The following is a 13973-nucleotide window of genomic DNA, read 5'->3' as shown; positions in this document are numbered from 1 at the left end:
GGTCTCACCGGAGTCTGGCAATGGCATTACGCGAAACGTGTTTGTGGGAACACCTCACCCCTGGCCGGCCGGATCGTGCCGCGCTCAAGGGCGAGGTCAAGGTGGATGTGTGCGTGATCGGCGCCGGCATCACCGGATTGTCGGCCGCCATTCACTTGCTGGAACAGGGTAAAAGCGTCGCCGTGCTGGAGGCTCATCGCACTGGCCACGGCGGTTCGGGGCGCAATGTCGGGCTGGTGAACGCCGGTTTATGGATCCCCCCGGACGACATCGAAGCCGGTTTCGGCGAAGCGGTGGGCAGCCAGCTCAACCGCATGTTGGGCGCGGCACCGTCTCTGGTGTTCAGCCTCATCGACAAATACAACATCGATTGCCAACTGCGCCGCGAGGGCACCTTGCACATGGCGCACAACGCCCGTGGCGAGGCGGATTTGCGCAGTCGTGAAGAACAATGGAAGCGCCGTGGCGCGCCGGTTGAGTTGCTCACCGGTCAGGCCTGCGAGCAAGCCACCGGCACTAAAAAAATTGCCGCCGCCTTGCTGGATCGGCGTGCGGGCACCTTGAATCCCATGGCCTACACCTCTGGGCTGGCCAATGCTGCGGTCGGGCTCGGCGGGCAGTTGTTTGACCATTCACCGGTCACCCAATTGGAGCGCCAAGGTGCACTTTGGTCGGTTCAGACCCAGCACGGGGCAGTGCAGGCTGCACAAGTGGTCATTGCCTCCAATGCTTACACCGAAGGCGAATGGACCGAGCTGCGGCGTAACTTTTTCCCCGGTTATTACTACCAGGTCGCGTCGGCCCCGCTCACCGACGAAGCCGCCCAGCAGATTCTCCCTGGCGGCCAGGGATCGTGGGACACGCGTCAGGTATTGAGCAGTATCCGCCGCGATGCCGATGGTCGTTTATTGCTCGGCAGCCTGGGCAATGGCAACCAGAAACCGGCGTGGTTCCTCAAGGCGTGGGCCGATCGGGTGCAGCAACACTACTTCCCGTACCTCAAATCGGTGCAGTGGGAATTCACCTGGACCGGCTGCATCGCGTTCACCCCCGATCACTTGATGCGCCTGTTCGAACCGGCCCCTGGACTGGTCGCTGTCACGGGCTATAACGGACGCGGCGTGACCACCGGCAGTGTGGTCGGCAAGGCGTTCGCCGACTACTTGTGTCACCAGGATCCCCAAGCGCTTCCGATTCCCTTCGCGCCCATGCAACCGTTGGCCGGAGTGGGTCTGCGCAGTTGCCTGTACGAGGCGGGATTCTCGCTGTATCACGCCGGGCAATGCTTGAGGATCGTGATCTGATCAGCGAAATACCGCTCAGAAGCCTGCATTTTCTTAGCACGCTACTAATCTGTATTGGTGCAGGTCGTAGCAATCACGCACTGTAAATGTGCAGTTCCGTTACGCACGCTGTTACAGGTGTGGAGCGGGGTGTTTATCCATTCGGTTGCAGGTGCGACCCGTCACGGTTGTACTTTTTTAAGTGGCTGGTTGCACCTGTCGAGGCTAGAGGGTTGCACGTCCTGGCAAGCGGCGTCGAAACGCCTGTAATAACAATGACACCGTGTCTTTTTGAAGAATAAAAACGTAATGGCACGGGGCTTGCTCTGAGCTTTCAGTGAAAAGTTTGAACGCAAGTTGTAGTGCCAAAAATCAAAAATATCGGAGCACCACTCATGTCCCAGACGTTTTACAAGAAAGGTTTTCTGGCCCTCGCCGTTGCAGCGGCGCTGGGTGTTTCTACGTTTGTTCAAGCTGATGTGAAGATTGGTGTAGCGGGGCCGATGACCGGCGCCAACGCCTCGTTCGGTGAGCAGTACATGAAGGGTGCCCAGGCGGCAGCCGAGGTGATCAACAAGGCCGGTGGCATCAACGGCGAGAAAGTTGTGCTGGTGGCAGGCGACGATGCCTGTGAGCCGAAACAGGCCGTTGCCGTGGCCAACCGCCTGGCTGACCAGGACAAAGTGATTGGCGTAGTCGGGCACTTCTGCTCGTCGAACACTATCCCGGCCTCCGAGGTTTACGACGAAGCGGGCATCATCGCGATCACCCCAGGCTCTACCAACCCACAAGTGACCGAACGTGGCCTTGGCGCCATGTTCCGCATGTGCGGCCGTGACGACCAGCAAGGTATCGTCGCCGGCGACTACATCGTCGATGTGCTCAAGGGCAAGAAAGTCGCGGTCATCAACGACAAGGACACTTACGGCAAAGGCCTGGCCGACGCCACCGCTGCCCAGTTGACCAAGCGCGGCGTCAAGCCGGTGCTGGAAGAAGGCCTGACCCGTGGCGAGAAGGACTTCAGTGCGCTTGTCACCAAGATCCGCTCCCTGGGCGCCGACGTCGTGTACTTCGGTGGCCTGCACCCGGAAGCCGGTCCATTGGTTCGCCAGATTCGTGAAGCTGGCCTGAAAGACGTCAAGTTCATGTCCGATGACGGCGTGGTGACTGATGAACTGGTGGCCACCGCTGGCGGCGCGCAATACGTCGATGGCGTCTACATGACCTTTGGTGCCGACCCGCGCCTGCTGCCTGACAGCAAGGCTGTCGTGGAAGAGTTCCGCAAGGCCGGCTACGAGCCAGAAGGCTACACCCTGTACGCCTACGCCTCGCTGCAGGCCCTGGCCGCCGGCTTCAACGGCGCCAAGTCCAACAAGGGCGAAGACGCGGCCAAATGGCTGAAAGCGCACCCGGTCAAAACCGTGATGGGCGAGAAAACCTGGGACTCGAAGGGCGACCTAAAAATCTCCGACTACGTGGTTTACCAGTGGGATAAAGACGGCAAATACCATCAGTTGGAAAAGCAGAAGTAATCCATGTGGGAGGGGGCTTGCTCCCGATCGCGGAGTGTCAGTCAACAGGTGTTCAGCTGACCCACCGCATCGGGGGCAAACCCCCTCCCACATTGGGACCCGTGTTGTTATCGAGATCTGTTTTTTCCTCCAGAAGCGCCGCACACCCGCCGGTGTGCAGGTGCTCACCGCGTGAGATTGCGTTATGGATGGTATTTTCCTGCAGCAACTGGTCAACGGCCTGACCCTCGGGTCGGTCTATGGCCTGATCGCCATCGGCTACACAATGGTCTATGGCATCATTGGCATGATCAACTTCGCCCACGGCGAGGTTTATATGATTTCCGCTTACCTCGCGGCGATCAGTCTGGCACTGCTGGCTTACTTCGGCATCGAATCCTTCCCGCTGCTCATTCTCGGCACTCTGATCTTCACCGTGGTCGTCACCGGCGTTTACGGCTGGGTCATTGAGCGTGTCGCTTACAAACCGCTGCGCAACTCCACCCGACTGGCTCCGCTGATCAGCGCCATCGGTATCTCCCTGATCCTGCAGAACTACGCGCAGATCGCCCAGGGCGCCAAGCAACAAGGTATCCCAACCCTGCTGGCCGGGGCCTGGCGTGTCGATATCGGCACAGGCTTCGTGCAGCTTACGTACACCAAAGTGTTCATCCTGGTCGCGGCATTCGCCGGCATGGCATTGCTGACCTACATCATCAAGTACACCAAGCTCGGCCGCATGTGCCGCGCGACCCAGCAAGACCGCAAGATGGCCTCGATCCTGGGCATCAACACCGACCGCGTGATCTCCTACGTGTTTGTCATCGGTGCTGCCATGGCCGCACTGGCCGGTGTGCTCATCACCCTCAATTACGGCACCTTCGACTTCTATGCCGGCTTCATCATCGGCATCAAGGCATTTACCGCAGCGGTACTCGGCGGCATCGGCTCCCTGCCTGGGGCGATGTTGGGCGGGATCATCCTCGGTATCTCCGAGTCGTTGTTCTCAGGGTTGATCAACTCTGACTACAAAGACGTGTTCAGTTTCTCCCTGCTGGTGGTGATTCTGATTTTCCGTCCCCAGGGCCTGCTTGGTCGCCCACTTGTGGCGAAGGTGTAAACATGTCTGCTGCCAAACCTATCGATATCAAGAAAAGTGTCGTCGATACGATCCTTGCCGGACTGATTTCGCTGATCGTGTTCGGTCCGATCGTCGGCGTGGTCCTCGACGGCTACAGCTTCAACCTGGAACCTGCGCGCGTGGCCATCCTGGTCGCCATCGTGATGGCCGGGCGCTTTGCCCTCAGCCTGTTCCTGCAAACCCCCAAGGGCGTGAAGATTCTGCAGGGCTTCGAGAGCAGTGGCTCCGGCGTGCATGTACTGCCACCGGACTACAAGTCGCGGCTGCGCTGGATCATTCCGGCACTGATCGTGATCGCCATCGTGTTCCCGATCTTCGCCAACAAGTACCTGCTGACCGTGGTGATCCTCGGGCTGATCTACGTGTTGCTCGGCCTCGGCCTGAACATCGTGGTTGGCCTGGCCGGCTTGCTCGACCTGGGTTACGTGGCGTTCTACGCCATCGGTGCCTACGGTCTGGCATTGGGTTATCAGTACCTCGGCCTGGGCTTCTGGAGCGTGCTGCCCCTGGCCGCCATCGCGGCGGCACTGGCGGGGTGCATACTCGGGTTTCCGGTATTGCGAATGCACGGGGACTACCTGGCCATCGTGACCCTGGGCTTCGGTGAAATCATCCGCCTGGTGCTCAATAACTGGCTGTCGTTCACCGGTGGCCCGAACGGTATGCCGGTGCCTTCACCGACCTTCCTCGGCCTGGAGTTCGGGCGCAAGGCGAAGGAGGGTGGGATTCCGTTCCACGAATTCTTCGGCCTCGATTACAACCCCAACATCAAGTTCATGTTCATCTACATCGTGCTGTTCCTGGTGGTGCTGGCCGTGCTGTACATCAAGCACCGCCTGACCCGCATGCCGGTTGGCCGCGCCTGGGAAGCCTTGCGTGAAGATGAGATCGCTTGCCGTTCCATGGGCCTGAACCACGTGCTGGTCAAGCTTTCGGCATTCACCATCGGCGCATCTACTGCGGGTTTGGCCGGGGTGTTCTTTGCCAGCTACCAGGGCTTCGTCAACCCGTCGTCGTTCACCTTCTTCGAGTCGGCGCTGATCCTGGCCATCGTGGTCTTGGGCGGCATGGGCTCGACGGTCGGCGTGGTCATCGCGGCCTTCGTGTTGACCGTGGCGCCTGAATTGCTACGCAGCTTCAGCGAATACCGCGTGCTGCTGTTTGGTGTGTTGATGGTGGTGATGATGATCTGGCGACCACGCGGTTTGATCCGCATCAGCCGTACCGGTGTGACCCCACGTAAAGGAGTGGCGCCATGAGCAAGGAAGTCGTCCTCTCCGTGGAACACCTGATGATGCACTTCGGTGGCATCAAGGCTTTGAGCGATGTGAGCCTCAAGGTCGAACGCAACTCGATCTTCGCCCTGATCGGCCCTAACGGCGCCGGCAAAACCACTGTATTCAACTGCCTCACCGGTTTTTACAAAGCCAGTGGCGGCAAGATCGAACTGAACATTCGTGGCAAACAGACCAACGTGATCCAACTGCTGGGCGAGCGCTTCAAGGCCGTCGATTTTGTGTCGCCGAAAAGCTTCCTCAGCCGCGTGTACTACAAAATGTTCGGCGGCACCCACCTGGTCAACCGTGCCGGTTTGGCGCGGACCTTCCAGAACATTCGCCTGTTCAAGGAAATGTCGGTGCTGGAAAACCTGCTGGTGGCCCAGCATATGTGGGTCAACCGCAACATGCTCGCAGGCATCCTTAACACCAAGGGCTACCGCAAGGCCGAAAGCGATGCGCTCGACCACGCGTTCTACTGGCTGGAAGTTGTCGACCTGGTGGACTGCGCCAACCGCCTGGCCGGTGAGCTTTCCTATGGCCAACAGCGCCGCCTGGAAATCGCCCGCGCCATGTGCACCCGGCCGCAGATCATCTGCCTGGACGAACCGGCAGCGGGCCTGAACCCCCAGGAAACCGAAGCCCTCAGCGCGATGATTCGCCTGCTGCGCGACGAACACGACCTTACGGTGGTGCTGATCGAACACGACATGGGCATGGTGATGAGTATTTCCGACCACATCGTGGTGCTGGACCACGGCAACGTCATCGCCGAGGGCGGGCCGGAAGCGATCCGCAACGACCCTAAAGTGATTGCCGCCTACCTGGGCGCAGACGAAGAGGAGCTGGTATGAGTGCACCTATCCTCGAAATGAAGGACCTGGACGTGTTCTACGGTCCGATCCAGGCCCTGAAGAAAGTCTCGCTGCACATCAACGAAGGCGAAACCGTCAGCCTGATCGGCTCCAACGGCGCGGGTAAGTCCACGCTGCTGATGTCGATCTTCGGCCAGCCACGGGCTGAGTCGGGGCAGATCATCTACAACGGTGTCGACATTACCCACAAGTCGTCCCACTACATCGCCTCCAACGGCATCGCGCAGTCGCCTGAAGGGCGGCGGGTGTTCCCCGACATGACTGTCGAGGAAAACCTGCTGATGGGCACTATCCCCATTGGCGACAAATACGCTCAGGAAGACATGCAGCGCATGTTCGAGCTGTTCCCCCGCCTCAAGGAACGGCGCAACCAGCGCGCCATGACCATGTCCGGTGGTGAGCAGCAAATGCTTGCCATCGCACGCGCGCTGATGAGCCGGCCCAAGCTGTTGCTGTTGGATGAGCCGAGCCTGGGGTTGGCGCCGATTGTGGTGAAGCAGATCTTTTCCACCCTGCGCGAGCTGGCAGCCACCGGGATGACCATCTTCCTGGTGGAGCAGAACGCTAACCACGCACTGCGCTTGTCGGACCGGGCGTATGTGATGGTCAACGGCGAGATTCGCCTCACAGGCACCGGCAAGGAGCTGCTGGTGAACGAGGAAGTGCGCAACGCCTACCTCGGCGGGCACTGATCTAAAGCCTGACGCAAACCCCCTGTGGGAGCGGGCTTGCTCGCGAATGCGGTGTATCAGTCAGTAGACTGGAACTGACCCACCGCTTTCGCGAGCAGGCCCGCTCCCACATTTGTTTTACGGTGTTCATAAGGCCGATCCCAAATTGTGGAAAACAAATCCAGCCCCCCTCCAAAGCGCGACATATAGCCGCCGCAAATACCTGTTTTGTCACGCTTTTGACTTGTCCCCATCCACTGTGGAACCGGCTGTGGGTAACGTGGGAGTACCTGCCTGAACGCCTTTAAAACCGTGGCTTACAGCGTTGTGGTTGTTTTTTGATCAGCGGCTTTTTGGCGACCGGCCAAGGGGTTTGTCAACCTGTTTAAAGACACAGGTATATGACCGAAATATGACCCTTCAGCCTGTGGATAAGTCTGTGATTAAACTCTGGAAAGACCTCCGCAGAGGCCGGAATGACTGGCCTGGAGCCATCGTCCGGATTTCCACTCTGTCGATGGACCTACATACGACCTCGCCAAGGTCAAGCAAAAAACTTTCTAAAATCGGCTGCAGGCCTTGTACACAGAGGCTTTCGGTATTTTGTACTTGCCCCCAAAGACTGTGGGCGCAGCTGTGGATAACCTGCGCGCATATGGCTGCAGGCCACGGTTCATAAGGCTTTGCTTGATGTGATCAAAAAGTGATCAGCTTTGCATGAAAGGGTGTGCTTAGCGGTTGCCGCGACGGCGGTGTAAGGGCATTCTGCTGGCTGTTTTTTTCCCGATGCCCGCAAGGAGAACACCATGTCCGACACGCTGTTTATTACTGGCGCAACTTCAGGTTTTGGCGAAGCCTGCGCCCGTCGTTTTGCTGAAGCCGGTTGGAAACTGGTGCTCACTGGCCGCCGCGCCGAGCGTTTGAATGCCTTGGTTGAAGAGCTTTCCAAGCAGACCGAAGTGCACGGCCTGGTCGTGGACGTGCGTGACCGCAAGGGCATGGAAGACGCCATCGCCAGTCTGCCGCCGTCGTTCGCCAAACTGCGTGGCCTGATCAACAACGCGGGCCTGGCCGTGGGCACTGATCCTGCGCCCAAGTGCAGCCTCGACGATTGGGAGACCATGGTCGACACCAACATCAAGGGCCTGCTGACCACCACCAACCTGCTGCTGCCGCGCTTGATCGCCCACGGCCGTGGCGCCGGCATCATCAACCTCGGCTCCATCGCCGGTAACTACCCGTACCCTGGCAGCCACGTGTACGGCGGCTCCAAGGCGTTTGTGAAGCAGTTCTCCCTGAACTTGCGTTGCGATCTGCAAGGCACCGGCGTGCGCGTGACGAACATCGAGCCAGGCCTGTGTGAGAGTGAATTCTCGCTGGTGCGCTTCGGCGGTGATCAGGCGCGTTATGACGCGACCTATGCCGGCGCTGAGCCGATCCAGCCGCAGGACATTGCCGACACCATCTTCTGGGTGATGAACACGCCGGCGCACGTCAACATCAACCGCCTGGAGCTGATGCCGGTGAGCCAGACCTGGGCCGGGTTTGCGATTGAGCGGGGCGGTAAGTAAGGCTTTAAACCGCGTCGCTGCCATCGGGAGCAAGCCCCTCTCACACTTGACTGTGTTCACAAGTCGGAACGTGGGAACCCAATCCCATGTGGGAGGGGGTTCGCTCCCGATGGCGTCAAATCGGCCAAAACAGGCCATAAGGTACACTCCACTCCTGAAAACCCCACCGCATCGTGCGGTTCAAAGGTTTTGACGGGAGGAAATGTGAGTAACCGAGGTGAGCAGGCACTGCTCAAACAATCGACGATTCTGATGTTCGCGGTAGCGATCGCCGGCATTGTCACGGGTGTGATATCCGGCGCCCAATCTATTCTGTTCGACGGCTTTTTCTCGCTGATCGCCACCGCCATCAAGGTGTTGATGCTGATCACGGCCAAGTTGATCGCCAAGAAAAGCAACGCGCGCTTCCAGTTCGGCTACTGGCACCTGGAGCCGTTGGTGCTGCTGATCGAAGGCAGCTTTCTGCTGTTGATCGCCATCTACGCATTCCTCAACGGTGTGTTCGGCATGATCAATGGCGGGCGCGAGATCGAGTTGGGCCTGGTGATCATCTACGCGGCGGTGTTCACCGTCGTTGAGTTCGCCTACTTCTTCTATGTGCGCTATCGCAATCGCGCGCTCAAATCGTCGTTGATCCAGTTCGATAACATCAGTTGGCTGGTGGACGCGATGTTGTCGGTGGGCTTGCTGATCAGCTTTCTGGCCGCGCTGTTGCTCAAGTCCCAGGGCTATGGCGAGTGGGCGGTGTATGTGGACCCCTTGATCCTGATCCTGCTGGCCCTGAGCATGCTGGCGCCGGCCTTCAAGATCCTGCGCCCAGCGTTACGCGAGGTGCTGGGGATTGCCCCCGACCATTTGGACGACAAGGTTCGCGAAGTCATGGATGCGGTCCGCGCCAGGCATGGTTTCGACGACTACGTGTCCTACGTGCAAAAGCACGGGCGGGCGCGGTTTATCGAGATTCACGTGGTGCTGCCGGCGGATTACCCGGTGGATAACGTCGCCACCCTGGATAGGTTGCGCGAAGAGATATCCACAGGGCTCGGCACGCCGGATGCGGCGCGCTGGTTAACGATCAGTTTTACGGGCGACCGTAAATGGATTGCGTGAGGCCCTGATAGCAGGTCGCCAGATGATAAGGCGTGGTCGACGGCATATCCCGTCGGCTCACCGCGCCGTTGGCATCCAGGCATTCATGCCAGCCTTTCTCATGCAGGAAATGCTGTTGCAGCGCCAGCAATTGGCGTTGCAGCACCGCTTCGCTGTCGGGCCGCAATGTCAGTGCCCGCAGGTATTCGGCCTGGGCCCAGATACGCTGGGTGGCATCACGCACGCTGCCATCGAGGGCAAGCATGCCGCTGACCGCGCCGCTTAACGGATCCACACCCTTTTGCTCGGCGTAGGTAAACGCCCGGGTCAGTGAGGCATGCAACGGCGTGCCGCGTAAGGCGGGCGACGACTCCAGTAAAAAGAACCACTCGAATTGATGCCCTGGCTCAAACCAGTTATCCACAGCACCCAGCGGTTTTTCCATCATCACCCCATGCTGGCGGTCGATGAAGCGCTGCTGCATGGCCGTCGCCAAGCCCAGCAGGGCCGCTTGTACGTCGGCGTCTTCACGCACGGCGAGGGTGGCGAGGAAGCCCTCGGCCAGGTGCATCAAGGGATTTTGCAGGGGGCCGGATTTGAGGGAAGACCAGTTACGTTCAAGTACCGCTTCATACAGGCCATCGCCCGTGGCGAAACGCTCGGCGACCACTTCAAGGGCGGCATTGAGTACCGATTCCACCAGCGGCTCGCGCACTTTGGCCCAGTAATGGGCGCAGGCGAAGATGATGAAGGCGTGGGTGTAGAGGTCTTTGCGCTTGTCCAGCGGTTGCCCGGCGGGGTCGACGCTGTAGAACCAGCCGCCGTATTCGGCGTCGTGGAAGTGCCGTTGCAGGGAACGGAACAACGCGGCGGCACGTTCTTCGGCAAAGGCAGCACCGGGCTCGCCGATCAGACTGGCGAACAGGTACAGCTGTCGAGCACAGGCCATGGCGCGGTAGCGTTGCGGCGGCAAAGGCCGATGATCGGCATCCAGCGCCTCATAGGGCAACGCCAACTCGGCATTCCAGCCCGGGCCCTGCCAGAGCGGCACGATCAAGGTATGGAAGTGGGTGAGCACAGAATTCAACGTGGGCTGGGAAGCGATGGGCATTGGCTGGCGTCGTCACGGCAGGGGTGTAGGCGCGCATGGTAGCAGGCTTGCGTTCTGTGGTGTCTGTGCCAGCGCTATCGGGGGCAAGCCCCCTCCCACCTTTGAAGGTGTTCACGCATCAAAATGTGGAGGGGGCCGATGAGGCCCTCAATAGCCCCGCAACTCAGCCCGCGAGCAACCAAACCCCGGTCGCCGCTGAAGCAGCACCGGCAACCCGCACCAACGGGGCCGCCGCCGCAGGCAGAAACCGCACCACGGCATAGCCGGCAGCGTGCAACGCAGCAGTTGCCCCGACAAAACCGGCCGCATACGTCCAAGGGCTGGACATGTCCGGCAGCTCCAGGCCATGCGCCACCCCGTGGAACAGCGCAAACAACGCCGTAGCGCCCACAGCCATGAACAGTGGTGGACGCACCGCCAGCGCTACTGCCAGGCCCAGCGCCAGCACCGACGCGGCAATCCCGCTTTCCAGCGCGGGTAATGCCAGCCCTTCAAAACCCAGCACGCCGCCGATCAACATGGTGCCGACGAAGGTGCACGGCAGGGCCCAACGGGCGGCGCCTTTTTGCTGGGCTGCCCACAGGCCGACTGCAACCATGGCCAGCAGGTGATCAAGGCCGCCCAGCGGGTGGCTGATACCGGCCATCAGGCCATTGTCGCCGTGGCCGGGGTGAGCGAAAGCCAAAGCTGGGGCGAGCAGCAGAGCGGCGGCGGCGAAGAGTTTGTTGAGGCTCATAAACAGGTTCCTTATGGGTTGATCAGGCGGCAGTGGTCAGCAGGCCCTGGCGCTCGATAAAAGCGACGATCTCGTCCAGGCCGACGCCGGTTTTCTGGTTACTGAACACAAAGGGTTTGCCGTTGCGCATGCGCTGGGTGTCGCTGTTCATCAGCTCCAGCGAGGCGCCGACCAGGGGCGCCAGGTCGATCTTGTTGATCACCAGCAGGTCTGACTTGCAGATACCTGGGCCGCCTTTGCGCGGCAGTTTGTCGCCAGCGGAGACATCGATCACGTAGATGGTCAGGTCTGACAACTCCGGGCTGAACGTGGCCGACAGGTTATCGCCGCCGGACTCCACCAGGATCAGGTCCAGGCCCGGGAAGCGACGGTTGAGTTGGTCCACCGCTTCCAGGTTGATCGAGGCGTCTTCTCGGATGGCCGTGTGCGGGCAGCCGCCGGTTTCCACGCCGATGATGCGTTCGGGCGCCAGGGCCTCGTTACGTACCAAGAAGTCGGCGTCTTCGCGGGTGTAGATGTCGTTGGTGACCACTGCCAGGTTGTAGCGGTCGCGCAGCGCGAGGCACAGGGCAAGGGTCAGGGCGGTTTTGCCGGAGCCGACCGGGCCGCCGATGCCGACGCGCAGGGGTTGTGTGTTCATTTGCTTCTCCAAAATAAAGAGCTCCTAGGAACGGAACAGGCGGCTGTATTGGCGCTCGTGGGCCATGCACGCCAGTGACAGGCCGAACGCTGCGCTGCCGAAATGGTGGGGGTCGACGCGGCCCGCGTCCTGCTGGGCTTGTTGCAGCAGCGGCAGCAGTTCACTGGTCAGGCGCTGGGCGGCTTGTTGGCCCAAGGGCAGGGTTTTCATCAGCACCGCCAATTGGTTTTCCAACCAGCTCCACAGCCAGGCGGCGAGGGCGTCGTCGGGGTTGATGGTCCAGGCGCGTGCGGCCAGGGCCCAGCCCAGAGCCAGATGAGGTTCGCTGCGTTGCTCAAGAAAGGTGCGGGCCTGGCTGTCCAGTTCCGGCAGACCGTTGAGCAGTTGTTGCAGGGAGTAGCCCATCTGGCGGCTCTCTTGATACAGCTCGCGGGTCTCGCGGCTGGCTTGGTGCTCTTCGCACAGTTGCGAGAGTGTCGGCCAATCCTCGGCGGCAGCGGCGCGGCAATGGGCGAGCAGCAACGGTGCTTCGAAACGTGCCAAGTTCAGCAGCAACTGGTCGCTGATCCAACGGCGGGCGCTGGCCGCATCCTTCACGCGGCCGTTCTCCACGGCCATTTCCAGCCCTTGGGAATAGCTGTAGCCGCCAATCGGCAATTGCGGACTGGCCAGACGCAGCAACGCCCAGGCTGGGTTCATAAACGCACGCCGAACTGGTGCAGCTTGGGCGGATAGTTGAAATCTTCATCGCCATGGCGCGAATGATGATGGCCGCCGCCATAGGCGCCGTGCTCCGGCTGGAATGGCGCTTCGAGGGTCTGCGTGGTGGCGCCCAGCTGTTCAAGCATGGCCTTGAGCACGTAGTCGTCGAGCAGGCGTAGCCAGCCATCCCCAACCTGCAACGCCACATGGCGGTTGCCGAGGTGATAGGCAGCACGTGTCAGTTCAAAGGCATTGGCGCACGTGACGTGCAGCAGTTGTTCAGGCCGTGCGCATACACGTACGACACGTCCGTCTTCAGCCTGTAGGCATTCGCCATCGTGCAACGGCGGCTGGCCGCGCTCCAGGAACAGGCCAACGTCTTCGCCGTCAGCACTGAAACAGCGCAGGCGGCTCTTGCTGCGCGCTTCGAAAGTCAGCAGCAACTCAGCGGCCCAGAGGGCTTGGGGGGCGATTCGGCGGTGGATCACCAGCATCAGGAAGCTTCCAGCTATGAGCGATGAAACAGCTAGAGCAAGTGGCTTGCCAATCACGGGTTGATGTAGGAAATCTCTGTCGGTACGCGGGGGAGTGCTACCGAATAGGGCGTTAGTGCTTGGTGGGAGTGTTTCAAATTGGTGCGTTGCCGCGTTTATAGCGCCAAAGAGGGGCGTTTTGGCGTCGAGGGCGATGCGGCGTGTATGAAGTTCCTTTCGTCCTTTTCGTTTATGGGTGTTTTCGGACTAGTCCTACGAGAGTTGAGGATTTGGAGTTCGTCGGCTTACGCGCAGGATCTTTAGGATTCGCCGCGTGCTAAACATTCACGACGGGTTCCATCATGTTTCGATCAATTTTGTGTTTATTCGTGTTCAGTCTTTATCTGGTTACGCCCTCATCTTCGGCCAATGTCCAAAAGCGTGCGGTGGCTCCGATCGCGGCCAGCACTCCCCTGCAAGCCCTACAGGCCTTGCCGTCCAAACCGTCCATCAACGATGTGATCGACCGTGCCCATGAGTTGCTGGGCACACCCTATAAGTGGGGAGGGAGCACGGTAGAGCAGGGGTTCGATTGCAGTAGCTTTCTGGTTTATCTGTTCAAGACCCAGGCCAATATCCGTATTCCCCGCACCACGGCGGCAATGCACCGTTCAAATGCGATGACGATCAAGCGTCATGCGCTGAAACCTGGGGATGCCGTGTTTTTCAAAGGTAATGGGCGCGGTCAGGTCAGCCATGTCGGCCTCTATATAGGCGAGGGCAAATTCATTCACTCACCCCGAACCGGTAAGACGGTGCGTATCGATTCACTGAGCAATCGCTATTGGAGCAAAAACTACACCACCGCCAAGCGTTTCCATTCGGCCGGGTGA

At 60.0% G+C, this 13973-nt stretch carries 14 protein-coding genes; 9 read left to right on the top strand and 5 right to left on the bottom strand.

The annotated features are described in order from the left end of the window. The first annotated feature begins 20 nt into the window (after positions 1 to 20). The 8 genes from amaA (at position 21) to ACKZ62_RS25790 (ending at position 9439) form a co-directional block, all read left to right on the top strand. Positions 21 to 1304, top strand: a complete 1284-nt coding sequence (amaA, locus tag ACKZ62_RS25825; RefSeq protein ID WP_095186058.1) for an L-pipecolate oxidase — start codon at positions 21 to 23, stop codon at positions 1302 to 1304. 374 nt (positions 1305 to 1678) lie between these two features. Beyond that, the gene (locus ACKZ62_RS25820; protein ID WP_095186057.1) at positions 1679 to 2815 is read left to right on the top strand and encodes a branched-chain amino acid ABC transporter substrate-binding protein; all 1137 of its coding nucleotides are present in this window, start codon (positions 1679 to 1681) and stop codon (positions 2813 to 2815) included. 184 nt (positions 2816 to 2999) lie between these two features. After that, entirely contained in the window at positions 3000 to 3914 is a 915-nt protein-coding gene (locus tag ACKZ62_RS25815) for an ABC transporter permease subunit (RefSeq protein WP_003188099.1), read from the top strand. Positions 3915 to 3916: 2 nt separating this feature from the next. Further along, positions 3917 to 5194 (top strand): high-affinity branched-chain amino acid ABC transporter permease LivM, encoded by a 1278-nt coding sequence (gene livM / locus ACKZ62_RS25810; protein ID WP_032890532.1) that lies wholly within the window; start codon positions 3917 to 3919, stop codon positions 5192 to 5194. After that, positions 5191 to 6066, top strand: a complete 876-nt coding sequence (locus ACKZ62_RS25805) for an ABC transporter ATP-binding protein (RefSeq protein WP_027607703.1) — start codon at positions 5191 to 5193, stop codon at positions 6064 to 6066. The genes livM and ACKZ62_RS25805 overlap by 4 nt, the downstream gene beginning before the upstream one ends. Continuing rightward, the gene (locus tag ACKZ62_RS25800; RefSeq protein ID WP_032890534.1) at positions 6063 to 6779 is read left to right on the top strand and encodes an ABC transporter ATP-binding protein; all 717 of its coding nucleotides are present in this window, start codon (positions 6063 to 6065) and stop codon (positions 6777 to 6779) included. The genes ACKZ62_RS25805 and ACKZ62_RS25800 overlap by 4 nt, the downstream gene beginning before the upstream one ends. Before the next feature lie 785 nt (positions 6780 to 7564). Next, entirely contained in the window at positions 7565 to 8329 is a 765-nt protein-coding gene (locus tag ACKZ62_RS25795; RefSeq protein ID WP_032890536.1) for an SDR family oxidoreductase, read from the top strand. Between the two features lie 204 nt (positions 8330 to 8533). Next, positions 8534 to 9439 carry a cation diffusion facilitator family transporter gene (locus tag ACKZ62_RS25790; RefSeq protein WP_095186055.1) on the top strand — a complete coding sequence of 302 codons (906 nt, stop codon included), beginning with the start codon at positions 8534 to 8536 and terminating at the stop codon, positions 9437 to 9439. On the opposite strand, the gene ACKZ62_RS25785 is transcribed toward ACKZ62_RS25790, so the two are convergent. The 5 genes from ACKZ62_RS25785 to ureE form a co-directional block, all read right to left on the bottom strand. After that, positions 9411 to 10529, bottom strand: a complete 1119-nt coding sequence (locus ACKZ62_RS25785; RefSeq protein WP_095186054.1) for an AGE family epimerase/isomerase — start codon at positions 10527 to 10529, stop codon at positions 9411 to 9413. The genes ACKZ62_RS25790 and ACKZ62_RS25785 overlap by 29 nt on opposite strands. Before the next feature lie 163 nt (positions 10530 to 10692). Beyond that, a complete protein-coding gene (locus ACKZ62_RS25780; RefSeq protein ID WP_095186053.1) occupies positions 10693 to 11265 on the bottom strand; it encodes a HupE/UreJ family protein in 573 nt (190 codons plus the stop codon). Between the two features lie 22 nt (positions 11266 to 11287). Then, entirely contained in the window at positions 11288 to 11905 is a 618-nt protein-coding gene (ureG, locus tag ACKZ62_RS25775) for an urease accessory protein UreG (RefSeq protein ID WP_032890544.1), read from the bottom strand. 24 nt (positions 11906 to 11929) lie between these two features. Beyond that, positions 11930 to 12604 (bottom strand): urease accessory protein UreF, encoded by a 675-nt coding sequence (locus tag ACKZ62_RS25770; RefSeq protein WP_099602069.1) that lies wholly within the window; start codon positions 12602 to 12604, stop codon positions 11930 to 11932. After that, positions 12601 to 13101: an urease accessory protein UreE gene (gene ureE, locus ACKZ62_RS25765; protein ID WP_447096018.1), complete on the bottom strand. Its 501-nt coding sequence runs from the start codon at positions 13099 to 13101 to the stop codon at positions 12601 to 12603. Before ureE ends, ACKZ62_RS25770 begins: the two co-directional genes overlap by 4 nt. A gap of 341 nt (positions 13102 to 13442) precedes the next feature. Between ureE and ACKZ62_RS25760 the strand changes: the two genes are divergently transcribed. Continuing rightward, positions 13443 to 13973: a C40 family peptidase gene (locus ACKZ62_RS25760; RefSeq protein ID WP_447096017.1), complete on the top strand. Its 531-nt coding sequence runs from the start codon at positions 13443 to 13445 to the stop codon at positions 13971 to 13973.

The sequence above is a fragment of the Pseudomonas sivasensis genome, assembly GCF_052938085.1.
The sequence above is the reverse complement of the archived record's forward strand: the minus strand, read 5'-3'. Positions and strand labels throughout refer to the sequence as shown.

Coding starts and splice junctions, on each gene's coding strand:
- ACKZ62_RS25780 (WP_095186053.1), bottom strand. CDS start 11,265: ATGAGCCTCAACAAACTCTTCGCCGCCGCCGCTCTGCTGCTCGCCCCA.
- ACKZ62_RS25815 (WP_003188099.1), top strand. CDS start 3,000: ATGGATGGTATTTTCCTGCAGCAACTGGTCAACGGCCTGACCCTCGGG.
- ACKZ62_RS25760 (WP_447096017.1), top strand. CDS start 13,443: ATGTTTCGATCAATTTTGTGTTTATTCGTGTTCAGTCTTTATCTGGTT.
- ACKZ62_RS25795 (WP_032890536.1), top strand. CDS start 7,565: ATGTCCGACACGCTGTTTATTACTGGCGCAACTTCAGGTTTTGGCGAA.
- amaA (WP_095186058.1), top strand. CDS start 21: ATGGCATTACGCGAAACGTGTTTGTGGGAACACCTCACCCCTGGCCGG.
- ACKZ62_RS25805 (WP_027607703.1), top strand. CDS start 5,191: ATGAGCAAGGAAGTCGTCCTCTCCGTGGAACACCTGATGATGCACTTC.
- ACKZ62_RS25800 (WP_032890534.1), top strand. CDS start 6,063: ATGAGTGCACCTATCCTCGAAATGAAGGACCTGGACGTGTTCTACGGT.
- ureE (WP_447096018.1), bottom strand. CDS start 13,101: ATGCTGGTGATCCACCGCCGAATCGCCCCCCAAGCCCTCTGGGCCGCT.
- ACKZ62_RS25785 (WP_095186054.1), bottom strand. CDS start 10,529: ATGCCCATCGCTTCCCAGCCCACGTTGAATTCTGTGCTCACCCACTTC.
- ACKZ62_RS25820 (WP_095186057.1), top strand. CDS start 1,679: ATGTCCCAGACGTTTTACAAGAAAGGTTTTCTGGCCCTCGCCGTTGCA.
- livM (WP_032890532.1), top strand. CDS start 3,917: ATGTCTGCTGCCAAACCTATCGATATCAAGAAAAGTGTCGTCGATACG.
- ureG (WP_032890544.1), bottom strand. CDS start 11,905: ATGAACACACAACCCCTGCGCGTCGGCATCGGCGGCCCGGTCGGCTCC.
- ACKZ62_RS25770 (WP_099602069.1), bottom strand. CDS start 12,604: ATGAACCCAGCCTGGGCGTTGCTGCGTCTGGCCAGTCCGCAATTGCCG.